We start from the raw sequence: 18,669 nt of genomic DNA, 5'->3' as shown, positions 1-18,669 counted from the left end.
ACACGTCTCGCAGCGCTTCCTTCCCGGCCTCCTCCTCGCATCCGTGAGCGCGCCACCGCCTGCGTGTTACCGATCATCCTCCGCTCTGCCCAGTGCGCATCATCACCGTCTTTCTCGTGGCTATCGCCTGATTCGAACGATCCGGCGTGACGGCTAGCCCCTGCCCGCGTGCCGCAATCGGAACCGCACAGGTCGCAAACGCACCGCCCCTTCACGGCCGGATTCTGGATGCTGTCAGAGCCAATGATTACAAACACATAAGGATGCATCGATGGCCGTCTCCCCGAAACGCCCGCAGGGTGCCCGCTCGTCTCGCCTCGCCGCGCCGCTGCTGGCCCTGGGCCTCGCCGCCTCAGTGCCGGCCCAAGCTGCCGACATGGACTTCTCCAACGAATACAACGCCAGCTCGATCCACGCCGAGGGCGATGCCTGGTTCATCGACCGCGTCGAGACCCTGACCGACGGCGAGGTCGACATCACCTTGCACACCGGGGGCGCGCTGGGCTTCCGCTCCGGCGATCACTTCTACGCCGTGGCCGACAACGCCGTGCAGATCGCCGACAGCCTCTCCGGCACGCTGGGCGGCATCGACCCCATCTTCCTGCTGTCCTCGCTGCCCTTCCTGGCCGACGACGTCGAAGCGGCCCATCGACTCTACGAGATCGCCCGCCCGGAATACGCCAAGGTGTTCGAGGATAACGACCAGATCCTGCTCTACGCCTCGCCCTGGCCGGCGAGCGGCATCTGGGCCGAGGAGCCCATCACCAGCATGGAGGCGCTCGAAGGCCTCAAGATCCGCAGCTATGACCGCAACGGCACCGCCACCCTGGTCAGCGCCGGCGCATCGCCGGTGAAGCTCTCCTGGGCCGACGTGGTGCCCCAGCTCGCCACCGGCGGCATCGAGGCGGTCCTCACCTCCGCCGAGGCCGGCGCCAACGGCAGCTTCTGGGAGCACCTGAGCGACTTCAGCGCGATCCAGTACGCCGTACCGCTCAACATGGTGCACATGAACCGCGACGCCTTCGAATCGCTGAGCGAGGAAGAACAGCAGGCCGTACTCCAGGCCGCCGAGGAAACCGACGCCCACAACTGGGAAGTGGTGAAGCAGCGCGTGGCCGAGAACTATGCCCAGCTCGAGGAGCACGGCATCGACATTCACGATCCGGTACCGGCCGAGTTCCAGGCCGCCCTCGCCGAGGCCGCACAGCCGGTGGTCGACGACTGGGTCGAGAGCACCGGCGAGCGTGCCAGACGCATCCTCGAGGAATTTCATAAGGGGAACGACGGCCAGGAGAGCGACGAAGAGACCGCCCAATGAGTTCACAGCATCGTCGTGACGGCGCCGCGTTTCCCAGCGTCGCCGCCCTGCTGGTGGATGCCCTTGGCCGGCTGATCAGCGCCCTCGCGGCGCTGGGAGCCGGCCTGGCCATGCTGCTGGTGGTCTACATGCTCGGCCACATCCTGCTCGAGATCGGCCTGCGCCTGTTCGGACGCTCCACCTTCATCCTCGACGAGTACATCGGCTATGCCGTGGCGGCGATGACCTTCCTCGGCCTGCCCTACGCCCTGGAAAAGGGCGGGCTGATCCGCGTGGCGCTGGTGCTCAAGCGGCTGCCCCAGGCCTGGCGCTGGCCGCTGGAGCTGTTCGCCAGCGTCTCGGCCCTGCTGGCCTTCGGCTGGCTGGCCCACTACTGGACCATCGCCGTGCAGCGCAGCTTCCAGCGCGGCATCGTCAGCGAGACCCTGGCGCAGACCCCGCTGTGGATTCCCCAGGGCACGGTGCTGGTCGGTCTCTACCTGCTGTGTCTGGTGCTCGTCATCCGTTCGCTGCGCATCCTGGTGCAGCGCCACGCCTTCGACGGCGGAGACCTCTGAATGGAAACGCTATTCGTCGGGGCCGGCGTCATCGGCCTGCTGCTCGTCGTGCTCGCGCTGGGCAGCTGGGTGTTCGCCGGCCTGACCATCGTTGCCATGCTCTCGCTATGGGGGCTCGGCGACTTCGATGCCAACCGCATCGGCCTGATCCTGTCCAAGATCCTGTTCCGCGCCGCCAACAGCTGGGAGCTCTCGGCGATCCCGCTGTTCATCCTGATGGGCGAGCTGATCTTCCGCTCCAACATCTCCGAGCGGCTGTTCCGCGGCCTGACACCGCTCACCCGTCGCCTGCCCGGTGGCATACTGCACACCAACGTGCTCGGCTGCACGCTGTTCGCCGCCGTCAGCGGTTCCAGCGCCGCCACCACGGCGACCATCGGCAAGATCACAACCCGCGAGCTCGAGCAGCGTCGGTACGACCGCGACTTGTCGATCGGCTCGCTGGCCGGCGCCGGCAGCCTGGGGCTGTTGATCCCGCCGTCGATCGTGATGATCGTCTACGGCGTGCAGGCTGAGGTCTCGATCAGCAAGCTGTTCATGGCCGGGGTGCTGCCGGGGCTGGTGATCGCCGTGCTGTATGTCGGCTACGTGGGGCTGCGCTGTCTGCTCAACCCGAGCCTGGCTCCCAGGGCCGAGGACAGCGGCAGCGGCGTGCTCCAGGCGCTGCGCGACCTGTCGCCGGTACTGGGGCTGATCGTGATCGTGCTGGGCGCCATCTACACCGGCATCGCGACCCCTTCCGAGGCCGCCGCGGTCGGCTGCGCCGCCACCCTGGCGCTGCTGCTGTGGGAACGCCAGCTGACGGTGGCGCTGTTCATGGACGCCCTGCGCGGCGCCCTGATCAGCTCGGTGATGGTGTGCAGCCTGCTGGTGGCCGCCGCCCTGCTCTCGACTGCCATGGGCTATCTGCACCTGCCCAGCGATCTGGCCGGCTGGATCGCCCAGCAGGGCTTCTCGCCGATCGCCCTGCTGCTGGCCATGGCGCTGTTCTACGTGCTGCTGGGCCTGTTCCTGGACGGTATCTCGATCACCGTGATGAGCCTGCCGATCACGCTGCCGATCATCATCCAGGCCGGCTATGACCCGCTGTGGTTCGGCGTCTTCCTAGTGATCATGGTGGAGCTGGGGCAGATCACCCCACCGGTGGGCTTCAACCTGTTCGTGCTTCAGGGCCTGACCGGCGAAAGCATCGGCCGTGTGGCACTGGCCGCCGCCCCCTTCTTCCTGCTGATGTGCCTGGCCGCGCTGATCATCAGCGTATGGCCGCAGATCGCCCTGTGGCTGCCTGCCGCCCTCTCGGGCTAATCCCCATTTGGGGTCAGACCCCTCAGCCTGCTTAGGGGTCTGACCCCAAAGCGGGCTGAGGCCACTATACTGAGCGCCATCCCCATAGCATCGGAGGGTGCGCCATGGCCCGCCCCACAGGCTGCTGCTGCCCGAAACGCCCGTGCACGTGATCCATCGCGGCAACAACCGCGGCGCCTGTTTCGTTCATCGCCGTGATGCCATGCAATACCTCGCCATGCTCGATGAGGTTCGCCATATCTGCGAGGTTGAGATTCATGCCTATGTGCTGATGACCAATCACGTGCATTTGCTGCCCACGCCGCCTATCACGACCTCGCCTGCCGACCTGAACATCGCTGCGAGCGCTATCGCCACCTCTTCGATACCGACCTTCCCGCTGGACTGCTCGACGAGATCCGACAGCAGACCCGTCGCGGCAAGCCTTTAGACCAGCTTAGGGGTCAGACCCCTCAATTTACTTAGGGGTCTGACCCCAAACCTGGATCACCCCGCCGGTGGGCTTCAACCTGTTCGTGCTTCAGGGCCTGACCGGCGAAAGTATCGGCCGTGTGGCACTGGCCGCCGCCCCCTTCTTCCTGCTGATGTGCCTGGCCGCGCTGATCATCAGCGTATGGCCGCAGATCGCGCTGTGGCCGCCCACGGTGCTGTCGGGGTAGAACATCGGGTGGACGACGGCCGTTTAAAGAGGGTCTCCATGGGGTCGGACCCCGGCCAAGCCACCGGGCCTGTCACTGGGTACTTCACTCGCTATATCGCCGCCGTCAGGGGTCTGACCCCATGGCGGCATCCAGATTGCCATCACCAGCGAAGATGCCGACCGCGACGACAACATTGCGGAGATACCTCTACTCATTGCCGGAACAGCCAGTGCTCAGGGGCGACAAGCTGCATGCACTCCAGGCGTCCCTGCGACCAGAAGCGCGGGTATAAGTACGCCCTTCCAAGCTCTCGAAAACATTCGGGTGTCGAATCCACCGCCAGCCGATATAACGCCAATCCAGCAATCAACAGGTAGATGATCATCAGCACCGACGCCGCCCATGCCAACGTCGCGCCGATGGGCACAGGCGCCTTGGCGCGAGGGGCTGAGCTCGCGCCGGAGCCCGGGCGATAGCCGAACACCAGCCCCGTGACCAGCACAATCACCAACGCACTCAATGGCACGACCTGCGCTCCGGCCACCTGAACATTCACCATCATGCCGACGAACGCCATCACCAGACAGGCAAATACCGGCTTGCTGCTCTCGGGCATGTCACGCGCCTTTCGAATCAGTGCTCGGCAGCCCAGCAGCATCAGCGCCAGCCACGATAGCGCCAACGGCAGTCCCCACTCCGCTGCGGTATTGAGCAGCAGGTTATGCACATGAGCGGAACGCAAGTGGCCATCTGCGGCAAACCCCATAGGGCCAAGGCCCAGCGGGAAGTGCTCAACCGAATAAGCAAGCGCATCCCGCCACAGCGCCAGTCGACCGCTACCCGAGGTAATGTCACGAACGAAGATAGCGCTGGCGCCGGCGCCTCCAATCGGGTTCAGATACCACCAGCCCAGCAAGCCCATAACACCGGAGATCGCCAACAGGCCGACCGGCCAGCGGGCGCCACGTCCCAGCAGCCATAGCGCACACGGGCCGGCGACGACCAATCCCAGTAGCGCCCCTCGGCTCTCGGACACCCACAACAGCCACCACCAAACCGTCAACGGTGCCAGACACAGCATCGCCGCGACCCGGGAAGGCGCCTGACGGGATACGACATACAGCAGTGAGAGTGGCATCACGCCCACCGCCACATCGGCGAAGAAACGCACATTGGCGAACCCCGGCCCGAAGTCATGACGATCGGCCACGGCCCAGGCCACACGGACATGATCGATGGCAAAGACCCCGTAAGCCAGCATGAACAGCGCCAGCAGCCCGCCCGTCAACATCCAGCACAGCGTCGTGAGCCTGGCGGCATGGATCGCCAGCACGGCTACTGAAACGCCCAGTGCCAGCAGATAACCAAGCTCCAGCAACCCGATGCCGGGAAACGGCGAGAGAGCTGCCGCCAACAGCATCAGAAGCGCCACGGTGGCCGACACCAGTCGCTGAGCAAACGCGGCAGCCGCCAGGGAGCGGTAAAGCGGCCGGCGGGCCTGAAAGCCGCCGACCGCCACCAGCCATGCCAGCGCTCCGCCCTGAAAGACACGCTGAAGGTCATAGGGCGGCAGCGACCATAGCTGCCAGGGCAGGAAGACCCCTGCCGTCAAAAAGAACAGGATCACGGCAAGTGGCATAAAAGCCGCGGCAGGCGTCCTTGTCATATCGTTCTCATTGATCGGAGACGCACCTCAATGCACTTAGGATACATGCGAGACCTTACTACTGCCCCATTGATCAGGTCCCACCCCTCCTATTTCACCGGTCAACCCAAAAGAAAGGCCGGCAAAAGGCCGGCCATTTTCTTTAACTTGGCATGTCTGCGACTAGGTTTTATCAGCTGCTAGTATCCCACGCAGTTATTGTCTCACCAGAAATAGTCCCTGGGTCAGCAGCAGTATAAGTTACTACACCACCATCTTGAGACAATGACGAGCAAGAGGGATTAAGCCCATCTCCCGAATCATACTCTTCACCCAAAACCTCGGAAGTAGTAGGCGCATCATCATCGGATGATGGGTCAGCGTACCAAGCTGCGATGGCTGTTGCATAAGAACGAGCATCAACTTCACATGCCCTATTTGCACTTCTTTCGGTATAATCTTGGTATTGTGGAATCGCAATTGCGGCCAGAATACCGACGATTGCCACAACCACCAGCAGCTCGATCAGGGTAAAGCCGCCCTGAGCGCTCCGAATGCCTCGTTTCATGCCCTGTGTTGCCATTACCTACACCCCTCGTTCGATTCAGGTCACGCGAGCCGGTGCCCGCCTATCGCACGACGACAGCCCGCCGCTTTGGCGCTTACATTAAGTTACGGCCTGCCATCCTGCAAGCTCATCACACTCGCACTTTCTAATATATCAGACTTTACTCATTCTTTTTCCTTATACAGGAGACCACGCCCAGGGATGAATGACTGCTGACAGCTATGGTCGCTGACCACACGAAACGACTAGAATCGGCTTCAAGCCCTTTCACGATGTCGGCCCGCCGTGCATTCACGGCGACCAGGCAGCCCCCGGAGCCTCATGAACGACTATCGCCCTCCCGCCACCGAACATCAGACCTCTTCTCAGGCGCCGCCTTCTGGCGCCGGCCGCTCCCACGGCATGCGCGGACTGGCGCACCGGCTGGTCGCGGAGGGCCTGCTGGCCGAAGCGGCAGCACAGCGTGCCGAGCAGGAAGCCCGGGATGCCGAGACCTCGCTGCTGGAGCACGTGATCACCACGGGCCTGGTCCAGGCCCGCTCCGCGACGCTCACGGCCGCCTGGGAATATGGCCTGCCGATCATCGATCTGGATGCGCTGCGACTGGAAAGCCTGCCGGACGCCGCCGACTACCCCGACAGGCTGCTGCGCAAACTCGGCGTGCTGCCGCTGCATCGCCGAGGGCACCGACTCACGGTGGCGGTGCCCTACCCCAGCACCCTGGCCCAGCTCGACGAGCTGCAGTTCGCCACCGGCCTGACGCTGGAAGGCATCCTGGCCCCTGTCGACCAGCTCGGCCCGGTGCTGGAGGCCTATCTGGCGCGCAGCGAATCCTCGATGCTCGACGAGCTGTCGAACGTCGATGACGCCGTGGGCGAGCTGCAGTTCGACGAGGGCGTGGTCGATGCCAGCGACGAACAGCAGGCAGCGGCGACCGCCGGCGACGACGCGCCGATCGTCAAGTTCGTCAACAAGATCCTGCTCGATGCCATCCGCCGTGGCGCCTCGGACATTCACTTCGAGCCCTACGAAACCAGTTACCGGGTGCGCTTCCGCATCGACGGCATCCTGCACGACGTGGCCCATCCGCCCTTCGCCATGCGCAGCCGCATCGCCGCGCGCCTCAAGGTGATGGCCCGGCTGGACATCTCCGAGCGCCGCCTGCCCCAGGACGGCGCCATCAAGCTCAAGGTCTCGTCGAGCCGCTCCATCGACTTCCGCGTCAACTCGCTGCCCACGGTCTACGGCGAGAAGCTGGTGCTGCGGATCCTCGACCCCGGCTCGGCCCAGATGGGCATCGAACAGCTCGGCTTCACGCCCGAGCAGCGCGCCATGTACGAAGACGTGCTGGATCATCCCCAGGGCATGATCCTGGTCACCGGCCCTACCGGCAGCGGCAAGACGGTCACGCTCTACAGCGGGATCAATATTCTCAACGAGATCGAACGCAACATCTGCACCGCCGAGGACCCGGTGGAAATCAAGGTCCCCGGCGTCAACCAGGTCAACGTGCTGCCCAAGATCGGGCTGGACTTCGCCAGCGCCCTGCGTGCCTTTCTGCGCCAGGACCCGGACGTGGTGATGGTCGGCGAGATCCGCGACCTGGAAACCGCCGAAATCGCGGTCAAGGCGTCCCAGACCGGGCACCTGGTGCTGTCCACCGTGCATACCAACTCCGCGGCCGAGACCCTGACCCGGCTTGCCAACATGGGCGTGGCACCGTTCAATATCGCCAGCTCCGTGAGCCTGATCATCGCCCAGCGCCTGGCCCGGCGGCTGTGCCCTGACTGCAAGCAGCCCGCCGACATCCCGCACGAGGCGCTGCTGGCTCAGGGCTTCAGCGAGGAAGAAGTACAAAGCGCCACCATCTATGAACCGGTGGGATGCCAGCATTGCACCCAGGGCTTCAAGGGCCGGGTCGGTATCTACGAGGTGGTGCCGATCAGTGAGGCCATGAGCCAGCTGATCATGACCCATGGCAACGCCATGGACTTCGACACCCAGGCACGCGAGGAGGGCCACCCGGACCTCCGTCGCAGCGGCCTGTTCAAGGTCATGCAGGGCATGACCAGCCTGGCCGAAGTCAACCGGGTCACCAAGGACTAGAAACATTCGCAACGCGGGGAACACACCATGGCAACCGCCAGCCTGAACAAGGCCCAGAAGCTCAAGCTGTATCGCTGGCGCTGGTCCGGCAAGGGGCCCCAGGGGCGCAAGGTCAGCGGCGAGATCATCGCCAGGAGCCGCGTCGAGGTCGAGAAGGAACTCTCCGGCCAGAACATCATCGTCAAGACCATCCGCCGCAAGAGCGGCAACGGCATGGGCAAGGTGAAGCCCCGCGACATCATGCTGTTCGCTCGCCAGATGGCCACCATGATCCGCGCCGGCGTGCCGGCCCTGCAGGCCTTCCAGGTGGTCGCCGAGAGCATGAAGAAGCCGGCCATGCGCGCCCTGGTGCAGGAGCTGATGAACGAGGTGGCCGCCGGCGCCAGCTTCTCCGAGACACTGAGGCGTCACCCGCTCTACTTCGACCGGCTGTTCTGCAATCTGGTGGAGGCCGGTGAGCAGTCCGGCTCGCTGGATCGCATGCTCGAACGGGTGGCCACCTACAAGGAAAAGGTGGAATCGCTCAAGGGTCGGGTAAAGAAGGCGCTGTGGTATCCGGCGGCGGTGGTCACGGTGGGCATCGGCGTCACCGCGATCCTGCTGATCAAGGTGGTGCCGCAGTTCGAGAGCCTGTTCCACGGCTTCGGCGCCGAACTGCCGGCGATGACGCGCATGACCATCCAGCTCTCCGAACTGGCCCAGCAGTACTGGCCGTGGGCGCTGGGTGCGGTAGTCGCGGCCATCGTCCTGATCCGCGCCGGCATCAAGCGCTCCGAGGCCTTCGCCTACCGCATGCATGCCCTGGCGCTGCGCATCCCGGTGATCGGCGACATCCTCGACAAGTCCTGCGTGGCCCGCTACTCACGCACCCTGGCCACCACCTTCGGCGCCGGGGTGCCGCTGGTGGAGGCGCTGCAGACCGCTGCCGGCGCCTCCGGCAACAAGGTCTACGAGCGCGCGGTGGAACAGATCCGCGACGACGTCGCCACCGGCCAGCAGCTGCACTTCGCCATGCGCCTGACCGAGCAGTTCCCGCCGCTGGCGGTGCAGATGGTCGGCATCGGCGAGGAAGCCGGCGCCCTGGACGCCATGCTCAACCGGGTGGCGGACTACTACGAGGAAGAGGTCGACAACAAGGTCGACGCCCTCACCTCGCTGCTCGAACCGTTCATCATCGTGGTGCTGGGCGTGCTGGTGGGCGGCCTGGTGATCTCGATGTACCTGCCGATCTTCGAGCTGGGGAGTGTGATTTAACCTGTCACCTGACCCCAAGATGGGAGAAGGCAATTAAGCGTCTGATCCCGAATTGAATTAGCTCGGCGCTATTCCGGCAACGGCGCCTGCATGGCTGCCACCACCACCGGCCGCAGCTTCTGCACCAGCTCGTGAACGGAGACTCGCTCGCCGTAGTCATGCTCGGCGATGTCGCGCAGTGCATCCAGGCCGGACAGCGTGAAGATCACCGAGCCGAGGATGAAGTGCAGCCGCCAGAAGCGTTCTGCGTCGGGCAGCTCCGGCGTGGCCAGCCGTACCAGCTCGATGAACCGATTGAAGGCGTCACCGTACTGCGACTGGATATAGCCGCGCAGATGCCCCTGGGCCTGGCTGTAGGCCAATCCCAGCAGACGCATGAATACCTTCAGGCTGTCGCGCTCGGCCGGCACCTCGAGCACCGTGCGAGCCATGGTCTCCAGCAGCTCCTCGAGCGGAATCCGGCTGCCATCACGAGCGTGCCGCGCCTCGAGCTCGTCCAGCGCACGATGGAAGCGTTCGGTAAAAGGGTCCAGGTAGCGGGCGAACACCGCCTGAATCAGCGACTTCTTGGAACCGAAGTGATAGTTGACCGCGGCCAGGTTCACCTTGGCCTTGCTGGTGATGTTGCGCAACGAGGTCTCGGCAAAGCCGCGCTCGGCGAACAACACCTCGGCGGTATCGAGAATGCGAGTGACGGTATCGGGCTGGGCCATCGAGTCGATCCGGTATTATGTGGTCTCAGGCGTGAGGAAACGCATGTTTCAAACTGTCCATGTTCCATGAGAGTGCAGCGCCAAGGGCCTCGAGGTCAACCGTCATACGCTTGATACGCATCGGGCCGGCGGCGACATGGCGAGCCAGCGCCCATGCCAGCGCGGCATCACGAGACTTTTACTGGATGAATGGCCATGCTGTATACTTGATCAATAATCGCATTCCATCCGCTCCGGAGGCCGCATGACTCGCCCCCTCACGTCACGCCAGCAGAACGTCTATGACTTCATCGTCAAGACCATGAACGAGCTGGGCTATCCGCCGACCCGAGCGGAGATCTCACGCGCCCTGGGCTTCAAGTCACCCAATGCCGCCGAGGAACACCTGCGCGCCCTGGAGCGCAAGGGTGTCATCCGTGTCATCCGTGGCACCTCCCGCGGCATTCGCCTGCCGGCCCAGGAAGCCGAGGTCACGGAGGGCGCTGCGGGTGAGGAGCCGAGCCAGAGCCAGGGTCTGCCGATCATCGGTGAGGTCGCCGCCGGCAGCCCGATCCTGGCCGCCGAGCACATCGACCGCTACTGCCCGCTGCCCCCGGAATACTTCACCCCGAAGGCCGACTACCTGCTGCGGGTGCGCGGCCTGTCGATGAAGGATGTGGGCATCATGGAAGGCGACCTGCTTGCCGTGCATCGTACGGAGCGCATCCGCGACGGCCAGATCGTGGTCGCACGCCTGGAAGACGAGGTGACGGTCAAGCGCTTCCACCGCCAGGGCCACAAGGTGCGTCTCGAGGCGGAGAATACCGACTTCGATCCCATCGAGGTCGACCTGCGCCATGACGCCTTCGAGATCGAGGGCATCGGTGTAGGGGTCATCCGCGGCGGCAACGGCCAGGCTTTAGGTTAGGCACTTCCCGAGCTTGTCCATACGGCGTTAAAGCTCTCCTCGGTATGCTCATTGAACGGCTCGTCAACTCCGCATCCTCGTCGAGCTTTGCCTTGCGACCCACAGGGATGTGGGAAGTGCGTTGGCCCGTAGGGAACGGGCCTAGCCCTGGACTGCGCTCAGAAAGCGTTCTAGTGATGAGGTAAAAGCTTTGACGCGCAAGATCCTGCACGCCGACTGCGACTGCTTCTACGCCGCCGTCGAGATGCGCGACGACCCGAGCCTGCGCGATATTCCCATCGCTATCGGCCGCTCGCGCGAACATCGCGGGGTCATCGCCACCTGCAACTATCCGGCCCGGGCCTTCGGCATCCATTCGGCGATGCCCACGGCCCAGGCCCTGAGACTCTGCCCTCACCTCACCCTGCTGCCGGGCGACTTCGACAAGTACCGCGAGGTCTCCCGGCAGATTCAGGCCGTGTTCTATGAGCTCACGCCGCTGGTCGAGCCGCTGTCGCTGGACGAAGCCTATCTGGATGTCACCGACGTCGAGGGCTTCCAGGGCAGCGCCACCTGGATGGCCCAGTGGATCAAGCAGGAGTGCCTGACGCGCACCGGCATCACCGTCTCGGTGGGTGCCGCTCCGTCCAAGTTCCTGGCCAAGGTGGCCAGTGACTGGGAGAAACCGGACGGGCTGACGGTGATTCCGCCGAACCGTGTCGAGGCCTTCGTGGCGAGCCTGCCCGTCGGCAAGCTGCACGGGGTAGGACCCGCCACCCGGGCCCGCCTGGAGGCGCTGGACGTGGCCACCTGCGCGGACCTGCGCCGCCTGCCGCGGGAACGGCTGCTGGAGGAGTTCGGCAAGTTCGGCCAGCGGCTGTTCGAGCTGGCCAGAGGTATCGACGAGCGTCCGGTCAAGGTGGAGCGGGAGCGGAAATCGATCAGCGTGGAGACCACCTTCGACCGCGACCTGCCAGACCTGCCGAGCGCCCAGGAGGCGCTGGCACCGCTGTGCGACAAGCTGGCCCTGCGGGTGGCTCGCCACGGGGAGCCGGCGATCGCCGGGCTGTTCGTGAAGGTGCGCTTCGATGACTTCAGCCTGACCACCCTGGAGAGCCGCGGCCAGGCCATCGACCGCGACAGCTATCATCGCCTGCTGGAACAGGCCTGGGCCCGGGCCTCGCGCCCGGTGCGACTGCTGGGCGTGGGCGTCAGGCTACAGCCCGAGGCCGCCCGCCAGCAGCTGACGCTGGCGTTTTAAGACTGCCTCCGGGTCAGCCCCTTAAGTGTGCTGGAAGCCGTCAGTTGCTACGGGGTCAGACCCTTAATTCCGCTTTGGAACTCTGTTCCAAAGCGGAATTAAGGGTCTGACCCCAACCTGGGTAGAGCCATGGGTCGCCTTTCACGGCGTCTCCTCTCGATCCACCACCTTGACCTCCTGCAACGACACACCATGACGCAGGGCCTCTCGGACCCGTTCGTCATAGCTTTCCTTGGCCGACAGGCGATGGATCACCACGCGCCGCGGCAGGAACATCAGCTCGACCAGCACCAGAGCACCCAGCAGCCCGACCCCGAGGAGCCACCAGCCGGTCGGATCGAAGAAAAGCGCCAGACCATAGGTCATCACCGGCGTCAGCAACAGGCCGAACCAGAGCTGGTGCAATCCGAAGAAACGATTATGGCGAAGCATCTGTCGGCGGATCAGGCGAGCCGAACGCGCCACGGGAGTAGCCGTCATGGTCATGGGAAGTCGTAGCCAGGCAGAAATCGCCTACCATTATGCCAAAACGGGCAGCGACGCATCGTCACATCACGTGGCAGGAACGACGCCTTATCGGATTAAAGTTTCCATGCAAGAACATTTTGTTACGCCTGGAAACAATCGACGATGCCCGATAAGTCACAAGACGCTCGGGCGGTACTGCCACTCTCTCGGGGCGTGAGCGACCGGGCGCCGGCGATAGCTCCGGCGCCCGGTCGATTCAGGCGAACACCACCGTCTTGTTGCCATGCACCAGCACGCGATCCTCGAGATGCCAGCGCAGCCCTCGAGCCAGCACCGTCTTCTCGACGTCGCGGCCGAAGCGCACCAGGTCATTGGGCGTGTGGCAGTGACTGACTCGATGGATGTCCTGCTCGATGATCGGGCCGGCATCCAGCTCCTGAGTCACGTAGTGGCAGGTGGCACCGATCAGCTTCACGCCGCGCCGATAGGCCTGATGGTAGGGCTTGGCCCCGGCGAAGGACGGCAGGAAGCTGTGATGGATGTTGATCACCCGGCCGGCGTAGCGCTCGCAAAGGCTCGGCGGCAGGATCTGCATGTAGCGCGCCAACACGATGCTGTCGGCCCGACTCTCGTCGATCAGGCGCTGCACCTCGGCGAAGGCGACCGACTTGTCGGCAGGGTCGACCGGTACGTGGTGATAGGGAATGCCGTGCCACTCCACCAGCGAACGCATGTCCTCATGGTTCGAGATGACCGCGGCGATGTCGCAGTCCAGCTCGTTGGCGGTCCAGCGATAGAGCAGGTCCACCAGGCAGTGGCTCTCGCGGGAGACCATCAGCACTAACCGCTGGCGTTGCTGGGTGTCGGTCAGCAACCAGTCCATCTCGAATTCGTCGGCGATCGGCGCAAAGGCATCGCGCAGCGACTCGGCGGACATGCCGATGGAATCGGCGAGGATCACGTAGCGCATGAAGAAGCGCCCGGACTCCAGGTCGGAGTGCTGGCTGGCCTCGGTGATGGAACCGCCCTGCCCGGCTATGAAGCTGGAAACACGCGAGACGATCCCCAGATTGTCGGGGCAGGAAACCACGAGACGGTAATAGTGTGACATCGAAAGACCGTAGTTTGGATGAATCGAACAATCCCCCATTGTAGCGAAATCCTGTCCGTCGAGTCAGACCTTCGTCACCTGACGAGGCGCGTTGTGACGCCGCGCCACCATCCCGTATAGTGATCGTCACATTTTCCGTCGACGTTCCCTTGATGCCACAACCCCGCGTCCAGATCCGCCCCCGCCGCCGCCCGCCCCTGCATTTCCTGCCGCTGGGTGGCTGCGGCGAGATCGGCATGAATCTCAATCTCTACGGATACGCAGAGAAGGAGCACGAGGACCGCTGGATCGCCGTGGACTGTGGCATGATGATCCGCCAGGACCTGCCGGACAGCCCGCTGCAGGTGCCGGACCTTGCCACCCTGGACACCCTGGGCATCGCCCCCGAAGCGCTGATCATCACTCACGGGCACGAGGACCATATCGGTGCGGCGGCCTGGTTGTGGCCGCAATGGGGTTGCCCGATCCACGCCACGCCGCTGGCCGCGGGGCTGCTGCGCGCCAAGTTCGCCGAGCGCGGCTTGTCGCAGTCGGCGATTCACGTCATCGAGCCCGGCGAGGCGTTGAGCGTCGGCCCCTTCGGCCTGCGCTACCTGCCACTGACCCACTCGATTCCCGAAAGCTGCGCCCTGCTGATCACCGCGGGCTCGCATCGTGTGCTGCATACCGGCGACTGGAAGCTCGATCCCGAACCGCTGATCGGCCCCGCCGTCGAGGCCGAACTATACCGCGCCCTGGCGCCGGTCGACCTGGTGGTGGGCGACTCCACCAATGCGCCGTTACCCGGCCACTCCCGCAGCGAGGGTGAGGTCGCCGATGCCCTGGCTCAGGCCATCGAAGGCTGCCGGGGACGCGTGGTGGTCAGCTGCTTCGCCAGCAATCTGGCCCGGGTGCTGGCCATCGGTCGCGCCGCCGCGCGCTGTGGTAGGCGTGTCGCACTGATGGGGCGCTCCATGGAACGCATGGTCGGCGTGGCGCGTGGTCTCGGCTATCTGGATGACATGCCGCCGCTGGTGCCGATTTCCGACATGGGCTACCTGCCCCCCGAGGAGGTACTGGTGATCGCCACCGGCAGCCAGGGCGAGCCCCGTGCGGCACTGTCACGCCTGGCCCGTGGTCGCCACCCGCACGTCGAGCTGGAAGCCGGCGACAGTGTGATCTTCTCCTCCAAGGCGATTCCCGGTAACGAACGCCTGATCGAGCGTCTCAAGCGCGGCCTGAGGCATCTCGGCGTGTCGCTGCTCGACGAGAGCAACCACGCGGAGCTGCATGCCTCCGGCCACCCGGCCCAGGATGAACTGACCACCTTCTACGGCTGGACGCGCCCCCGCCATCTGCTGCCGGTGCACGGTGAACCCCGCCACCAGCAGGCCCACCAGAGCCTGGCGCAGTCGCTCGGCATCGCGGCGCCGCTGATCCCGCGCAACGGCGACATGATTCGCCTGGACGGCGAGGGCCTCCACCTGGAGACTCGCCATGCCCAGACGCCGCGCATCATCCATCAGGACGAGGTCGCCCGACTGCCCGGCCTCGGCGGCGGAGAGGCCCGGCATGGCCAGGGCCAGCTGCACCTGGCGCTCACGGTGATGGCCACCGAACAGGGCTGGACCCGCATCGGACGCCTGCTGCTCGATGCCAGCGAGACGAGCCCGCTGGACGAAGACGCCTTCATCGACTGGCTCGACGATTGCCTGGACGACATCCAGGTGGAATCCCTGGCCGACCTGCGCCTCGCCCTGCGGCCACGCATGCTCGCCTGGTTCGGCGACCACCTGCGCCGAATGCCCGAGATCCATCTGCAGATACTCGCGGCCGAAGCGGAAGTGTCGGGATAAAGGGGGGCACGCAACCGGCATGTCATATATCGGCGCTATCGAGGCTGCCGGGGTCAGACCCTTAAGTAGGCTTTGGTGCTCCGCGCCAAAGCCTACTTAAGGGTCTGACCCCAAGAGATGACCCCAAAGAGATGGCCCATGAGAGGCTTCCCACAAAAGAAAAACCCCGAAGGCCAAACCTTCGGGGTTTTCTTGTCACTCAGCGCTGAATTTACGCCTTGTCGGCGGCCTTCTTCGGCGGACGGCCGCGTTTGCGCTGGGGCTGTTCCGGCACGAGATCCTCGACGGAAAGGCCCGCCTCGTTGATCTGCTCACGGATTTCGGCGAGCTTGCGAGCCTTTTCGGCTTCCTCTTCCTGGCGCTGACGCTCCTCGTCATTCTTCTGTTCGATGACTTCACCAATCACTTCGGCCAGCTTATGGAGTTGCTCCATGCTGAGTTGGCGGGCCGCCGCACGGGCCACGTTCTTGTTGCGCGCGATACGCTCCAGGGTCTGCTCGGACATTGCCCCCTCCAGGACGCAGGTTGATGGTGGGCCACATTCGGCCGATACCATTAAAAGTATATGCTCAACAGCGTTTTTGGCAAGAAAAGCCGAGGGCCGGTGCTCGGGAATAGTCGCCGGGAAAGTAGACGAAACCGTGAACCGCGAAGAGAAAAAAGCAAGGGGATTAGCAAGCAGGAAAACGGCACCGGGGCAATAGACAATTCTCCGGCCCGGCGCCGAAAGGCAATGACTAGCCGCCGGTCATGTTCATGAAGCGCACCACCTGCACATCGCCATCGGTGGTGAAATGATGGCGCTCGGGCTTGAGCGGCATGGCCGCCACGATGGCGGCCTTGAGGGCCTCGATATCGCCGGGATGGCGGCGTACCACGGCCCGCAGGTCCACCGAATGCTCGTTGCCGAGACACAGCAGCAGCCGGCCTTCCGCGGTGACGCGAACCCGATTGCAGCTGGAGCAGAAGTTGTGGCTGTGCGGCGAGATGAAGCCCACCCGAGTATCGCTGTCGGGCATGCGGAAGTAGCGCGACGGCCCGAGCGTCGACTCGGTGGTCGGCAGCAGCGTATGGCGTGTCTCGACCAGCGCCTGCACTTCGTCGCTGGAGCAGAAGGTCTCCTCGCGCCCATGGTCCGAGACCTCGCCCAGCGGCATCTCCTCGATGAAGCTGATATCGAGCCCCTCACGGCGCGCGAAGTCCACCAGATCGATGACCTCGTCGTCGTTGCGGCCCTTGAGGATGACCGCATTGAGCTTGATCCGCTCGAAGCCGGCCGCCTTGGCGGCGCGGATGCCGTCGATGACTCGTTGCAGATCGCCGGTGCGCGTCAGCCGCCGGAAACGCTCGGGGTCCAGGGAGTCGATGCTGATGTTGAGCCGCTCGAGGCCGCCCTCGCGCAGGCGACGGGCATACTTGGGCAGGCTCGCACCGTTGGTGGTCATGGCGAAGTCCTTGAGCCCCGGCAGTGCACCGATGTCCTCCACCAGACGGTCGATGTCGCGCCTGACCAGCGGCTCGCCGCCGGTCAGGCGAACCTTTTCCACCCCGAGCTCGGTGAAAGCCCGGGCCACCAGCGTCAGCTCTTCGAGGGTCAGCACCTGGGCTCGCGGCAGGAAGGTCATCTCCTCGCTCATGCAATAGACGCAGCGAAAATCACAGCGATCGGTGACCGAGATGCGCACGTAGCGCACGCGTCTACCGAAGTCGTCGATGAGCTCATCGGTCATGATGACACCTCCCAGCGCTTGGCATCGCGATGATCGGTCTGGCGCTCAGCCACCCAGTAGTCACCGCTGGCGGTGTGCTCCTTCTTCCAGAAGGGAGCACGGGTCTTGAGATAATCCATGATGAAATCGCAAGCCTCGAAGGCCGCCCGCCGATGGGCGCTGGCGACCACCACCAGCACGATGGGATCCCCGGGCCCAAGACGGCCGACACGATGAATGACCCGCATGCCCTGCAGGGGCCAGCGAGATTCGGCCTCGTCGACGATCGCCTCGAGGGCCGCTTCGGTCATGCCCGGATAATGCTCCAGGCTCAGTGCCTGCACGTCCGGGCGTTCGTTGAAGTCACGCACCAGGCCGGTAAAGGCGACCACGGCGCCGATATCGGTGCGCGTCTCGATCAACCGGCGCTGTTCCTCGCCGGCGTCGAAGGCCTGTTGTTGTACTCGCACACGTGACATGGTCAGCCTCCGGTCACCGGGGGAAAGAAGGCCACTTCGTCCTCGGCGGTCAGCGGCGTCGCATTGCCCGCCATGACCTGATTCACGGCGCACAGCACGCGCCCTTCCTCGAGGCCGGCGAAGCGTTTGTCCATGGCCTTGAGGGCGGCCTTGAGCCCGCCCACGTCGGCTCGTTCGAGCGCGTCGAAGGGCAGCGACACCTCGCCGACGCCCAGTCGTTCGCGAAGTTCGGCCAGGCACTTGACCAGGATACAGGGCTCGCCGGCGGCGCAGCGCGCGCCCAGCGAGACCTCACCGGCCTCGCCCTCCCCGGTCACGATGGGCACCTCGTCGGCCTCGGCCTCTCGGGCGTAATCACCGGACTTGCCGCCGGTCTTGGCCTCCAGTCGGATCTCGCCGATCTCCATCGTCTTGTCCACCGCCTTGCACATATCGTAGAGGGTCAGGCAGGCCACGGACACGGCGGTCAGCGCCTCCATCTCGACGCCGGTACGACCGTTGAGCCGGCAAGTGGCGGAAACGTGGACGCTGGCATTGGCCTCGTCGAGTTCGAAGTCCACGCTCACCTTGGACAGCGCCAGCGAATGGCACAGCGGTATCAGCTCGTGGGTGCGCTTGGCGGCCTGGATGCCGGCGATACGCGCCGTGGCCAGCACGTCGCCCTTGGGCAGGTCGCCATCGGCCAGCAGCGCCAGGGTCTCGGGACGCATGCGGATCGTCCCGGAGGCACGCGCCTCGCGACGGCTCTCGGCCTTGTCGCCGACATCGACCATGTGGGCTTCGCCGCGGGCGTTGAGGTGAGTCAGGCTCATG

General features: G+C 64.7%; 18 protein-coding genes and 1 pseudogene. 10 read left to right on the top strand and 9 right to left on the bottom strand.

Annotated elements, in window-relative coordinates:
* Positions 1 to 271 precede the first annotated feature (271 nt).
* The 5 genes and pseudogenes from UN84_RS07005 to UN84_RS06985 all read left to right on the top strand — a co-directional run.
* On the top strand, positions 272 to 1,318 hold the full coding sequence (locus UN84_RS07005; RefSeq protein ID WP_046078557.1) for a TRAP transporter substrate-binding protein: 1,047 nt from the start codon (positions 272 to 274) through the stop codon (positions 1,316 to 1,318).
* Positions 1,315 to 1,875: a TRAP transporter small permease gene (locus UN84_RS07000; RefSeq protein ID WP_046078556.1), complete on the top strand. Its 561-nt coding sequence runs from the start codon at positions 1,315 to 1,317 to the stop codon at positions 1,873 to 1,875. The genes UN84_RS07005 and UN84_RS07000 overlap by 4 nt, the downstream gene beginning before the upstream one ends.
* Positions 1,876 to 3,180, top strand: coding sequence for a TRAP transporter large permease (locus UN84_RS06995; RefSeq protein WP_046078555.1), 1,305 nt, complete (start codon positions 1,876 to 1,878; stop codon positions 3,178 to 3,180). It abuts the gene before it with no gap.
* Positions 3,181 to 3,322: 142 nt separating this feature from the next.
* Entirely contained in the window at positions 3,323 to 3,610 is a 288-nt protein-coding gene (locus UN84_RS17330; protein ID WP_202020712.1) for a transposase, read from the top strand.
* A 55-nt stretch (positions 3,611 to 3,665) separates the two neighbouring features.
* Positions 3,666 to 3,839, top strand: a pseudogene (locus tag UN84_RS06985) (C4-dicarboxylate ABC transporter permease); the annotation flags it as partial.
* Positions 3,840 to 4,032: 193 nt separating this feature from the next.
* Here UN84_RS06985 and UN84_RS06980 read toward each other — a convergent pair.
* Both UN84_RS06980 and UN84_RS17515 read right to left on the bottom strand, forming a co-directional pair.
* Positions 4,033 to 5,487, bottom strand: a complete 1,455-nt coding sequence (locus UN84_RS06980) for an O-antigen ligase family protein (protein ID WP_046078554.1) — start codon at positions 5,485 to 5,487, stop codon at positions 4,033 to 4,035.
* Between the two features lie 172 nt (positions 5,488 to 5,659).
* Complete coding sequence (locus UN84_RS17515; RefSeq protein ID WP_336885272.1) at positions 5,660 to 6,049, bottom strand: pilin; 390 nt, start codon at positions 6,047 to 6,049, stop codon at positions 5,660 to 5,662.
* Positions 6,050 to 6,355: 306 nt separating this feature from the next.
* Between UN84_RS17515 and pilB the strand changes: the two genes are divergently transcribed.
* Both pilB and UN84_RS06965 read left to right on the top strand, forming a co-directional pair.
* A complete protein-coding gene (pilB, locus tag UN84_RS06970; RefSeq protein WP_046078553.1) occupies positions 6,356 to 8,140 on the top strand; it encodes a type IV-A pilus assembly ATPase PilB in 1,785 nt (594 codons plus the stop codon).
* Positions 8,141 to 8,167: 27 nt separating this feature from the next.
* A complete protein-coding gene (locus tag UN84_RS06965) occupies positions 8,168 to 9,394 on the top strand; it encodes a type II secretion system F family protein (RefSeq protein WP_046078552.1) in 1,227 nt (408 codons plus the stop codon).
* A gap of 68 nt (positions 9,395 to 9,462) precedes the next feature.
* On the opposite strand, the gene UN84_RS06960 is transcribed toward UN84_RS06965, so the two are convergent.
* Entirely contained in the window at positions 9,463 to 10,107 is a 645-nt protein-coding gene (locus UN84_RS06960) for a TetR/AcrR family transcriptional regulator (RefSeq protein ID WP_046078551.1), read from the bottom strand.
* A 244-nt stretch (positions 10,108 to 10,351) separates the two neighbouring features.
* Between UN84_RS06960 and lexA the strand changes: the two genes are divergently transcribed.
* Together lexA and dinB are read left to right on the top strand one after the other, a co-directional pair.
* Complete coding sequence (gene lexA / locus UN84_RS06955) at positions 10,352 to 11,014, top strand: transcriptional repressor LexA (protein ID WP_046078550.1); 663 nt, start codon at positions 10,352 to 10,354, stop codon at positions 11,012 to 11,014.
* 190 nt (positions 11,015 to 11,204) lie between these two features.
* The gene (gene dinB, locus UN84_RS06950; protein ID WP_082090831.1) at positions 11,205 to 12,254 is read left to right on the top strand and encodes a DNA polymerase IV; all 1,050 of its coding nucleotides are present in this window, start codon (positions 11,205 to 11,207) and stop codon (positions 12,252 to 12,254) included.
* 141 nt (positions 12,255 to 12,395) lie between these two features.
* On the opposite strand, the gene UN84_RS06945 is transcribed toward dinB, so the two are convergent.
* Entirely contained in the window at positions 12,396 to 12,740 is a 345-nt protein-coding gene (locus UN84_RS06945) for a hypothetical protein (protein WP_046078549.1), read from the bottom strand.
* A 238-nt stretch (positions 12,741 to 12,978) separates the two neighbouring features.
* The gene (gene purU / locus UN84_RS06940; RefSeq protein ID WP_046078548.1) at positions 12,979 to 13,833 is read right to left on the bottom strand and encodes a formyltetrahydrofolate deformylase; all 855 of its coding nucleotides are present in this window, start codon (positions 13,831 to 13,833) and stop codon (positions 12,979 to 12,981) included.
* A 236-nt stretch (positions 13,834 to 14,069) separates the two neighbouring features.
* Between purU and UN84_RS06935 the strand changes: the two genes are divergently transcribed.
* Complete coding sequence (locus UN84_RS06935; protein ID WP_046078764.1) at positions 14,070 to 15,668, top strand: ribonuclease J; 1,599 nt, start codon at positions 14,070 to 14,072, stop codon at positions 15,666 to 15,668.
* Between the two features lie 211 nt (positions 15,669 to 15,879).
* Here the strand turns inward: UN84_RS06935 and UN84_RS06930 are convergent, their stop codons facing one another.
* From UN84_RS06930 to moaC, 4 genes are all read right to left on the bottom strand, one after another.
* On the bottom strand, positions 15,880 to 16,173 hold the full coding sequence (locus UN84_RS06930) for an H-NS family histone-like protein (RefSeq protein WP_035593505.1): 294 nt from the start codon (positions 16,171 to 16,173) through the stop codon (positions 15,880 to 15,882).
* 232 nt (positions 16,174 to 16,405) lie between these two features.
* Positions 16,406 to 17,398 carry a GTP 3',8-cyclase MoaA gene (gene moaA, locus UN84_RS06925; RefSeq protein WP_046078547.1) on the bottom strand — a complete coding sequence of 331 codons (993 nt, stop codon included), beginning with the start codon at positions 17,396 to 17,398 and terminating at the stop codon, positions 16,406 to 16,408.
* Positions 17,395 to 17,856, bottom strand: a complete 462-nt coding sequence (gene moaE / locus UN84_RS06920; RefSeq protein WP_046078546.1) for a molybdopterin synthase catalytic subunit MoaE — start codon at positions 17,854 to 17,856, stop codon at positions 17,395 to 17,397. Before moaE ends, moaA begins: the two co-directional genes overlap by 4 nt.
* Before the next feature lie 2 nt (positions 17,857 to 17,858).
* Positions 17,859 to 18,668, bottom strand: coding sequence for a cyclic pyranopterin monophosphate synthase MoaC (gene moaC / locus UN84_RS06915; RefSeq protein WP_046078545.1), 810 nt, complete (start codon positions 18,666 to 18,668; stop codon positions 17,859 to 17,861).
* Position 18,669 lies beyond the last annotated feature (1 nt).

The organism is Halomonas sp. HG01 (assembly GCF_000968715.2).
GTDB classification, from domain to species: domain Bacteria; phylum Pseudomonadota; class Gammaproteobacteria; order Pseudomonadales; family Halomonadaceae; genus Halomonas; species Halomonas halophila.
This window is presented reverse-complemented; position numbering and strand designations above follow the sequence as displayed.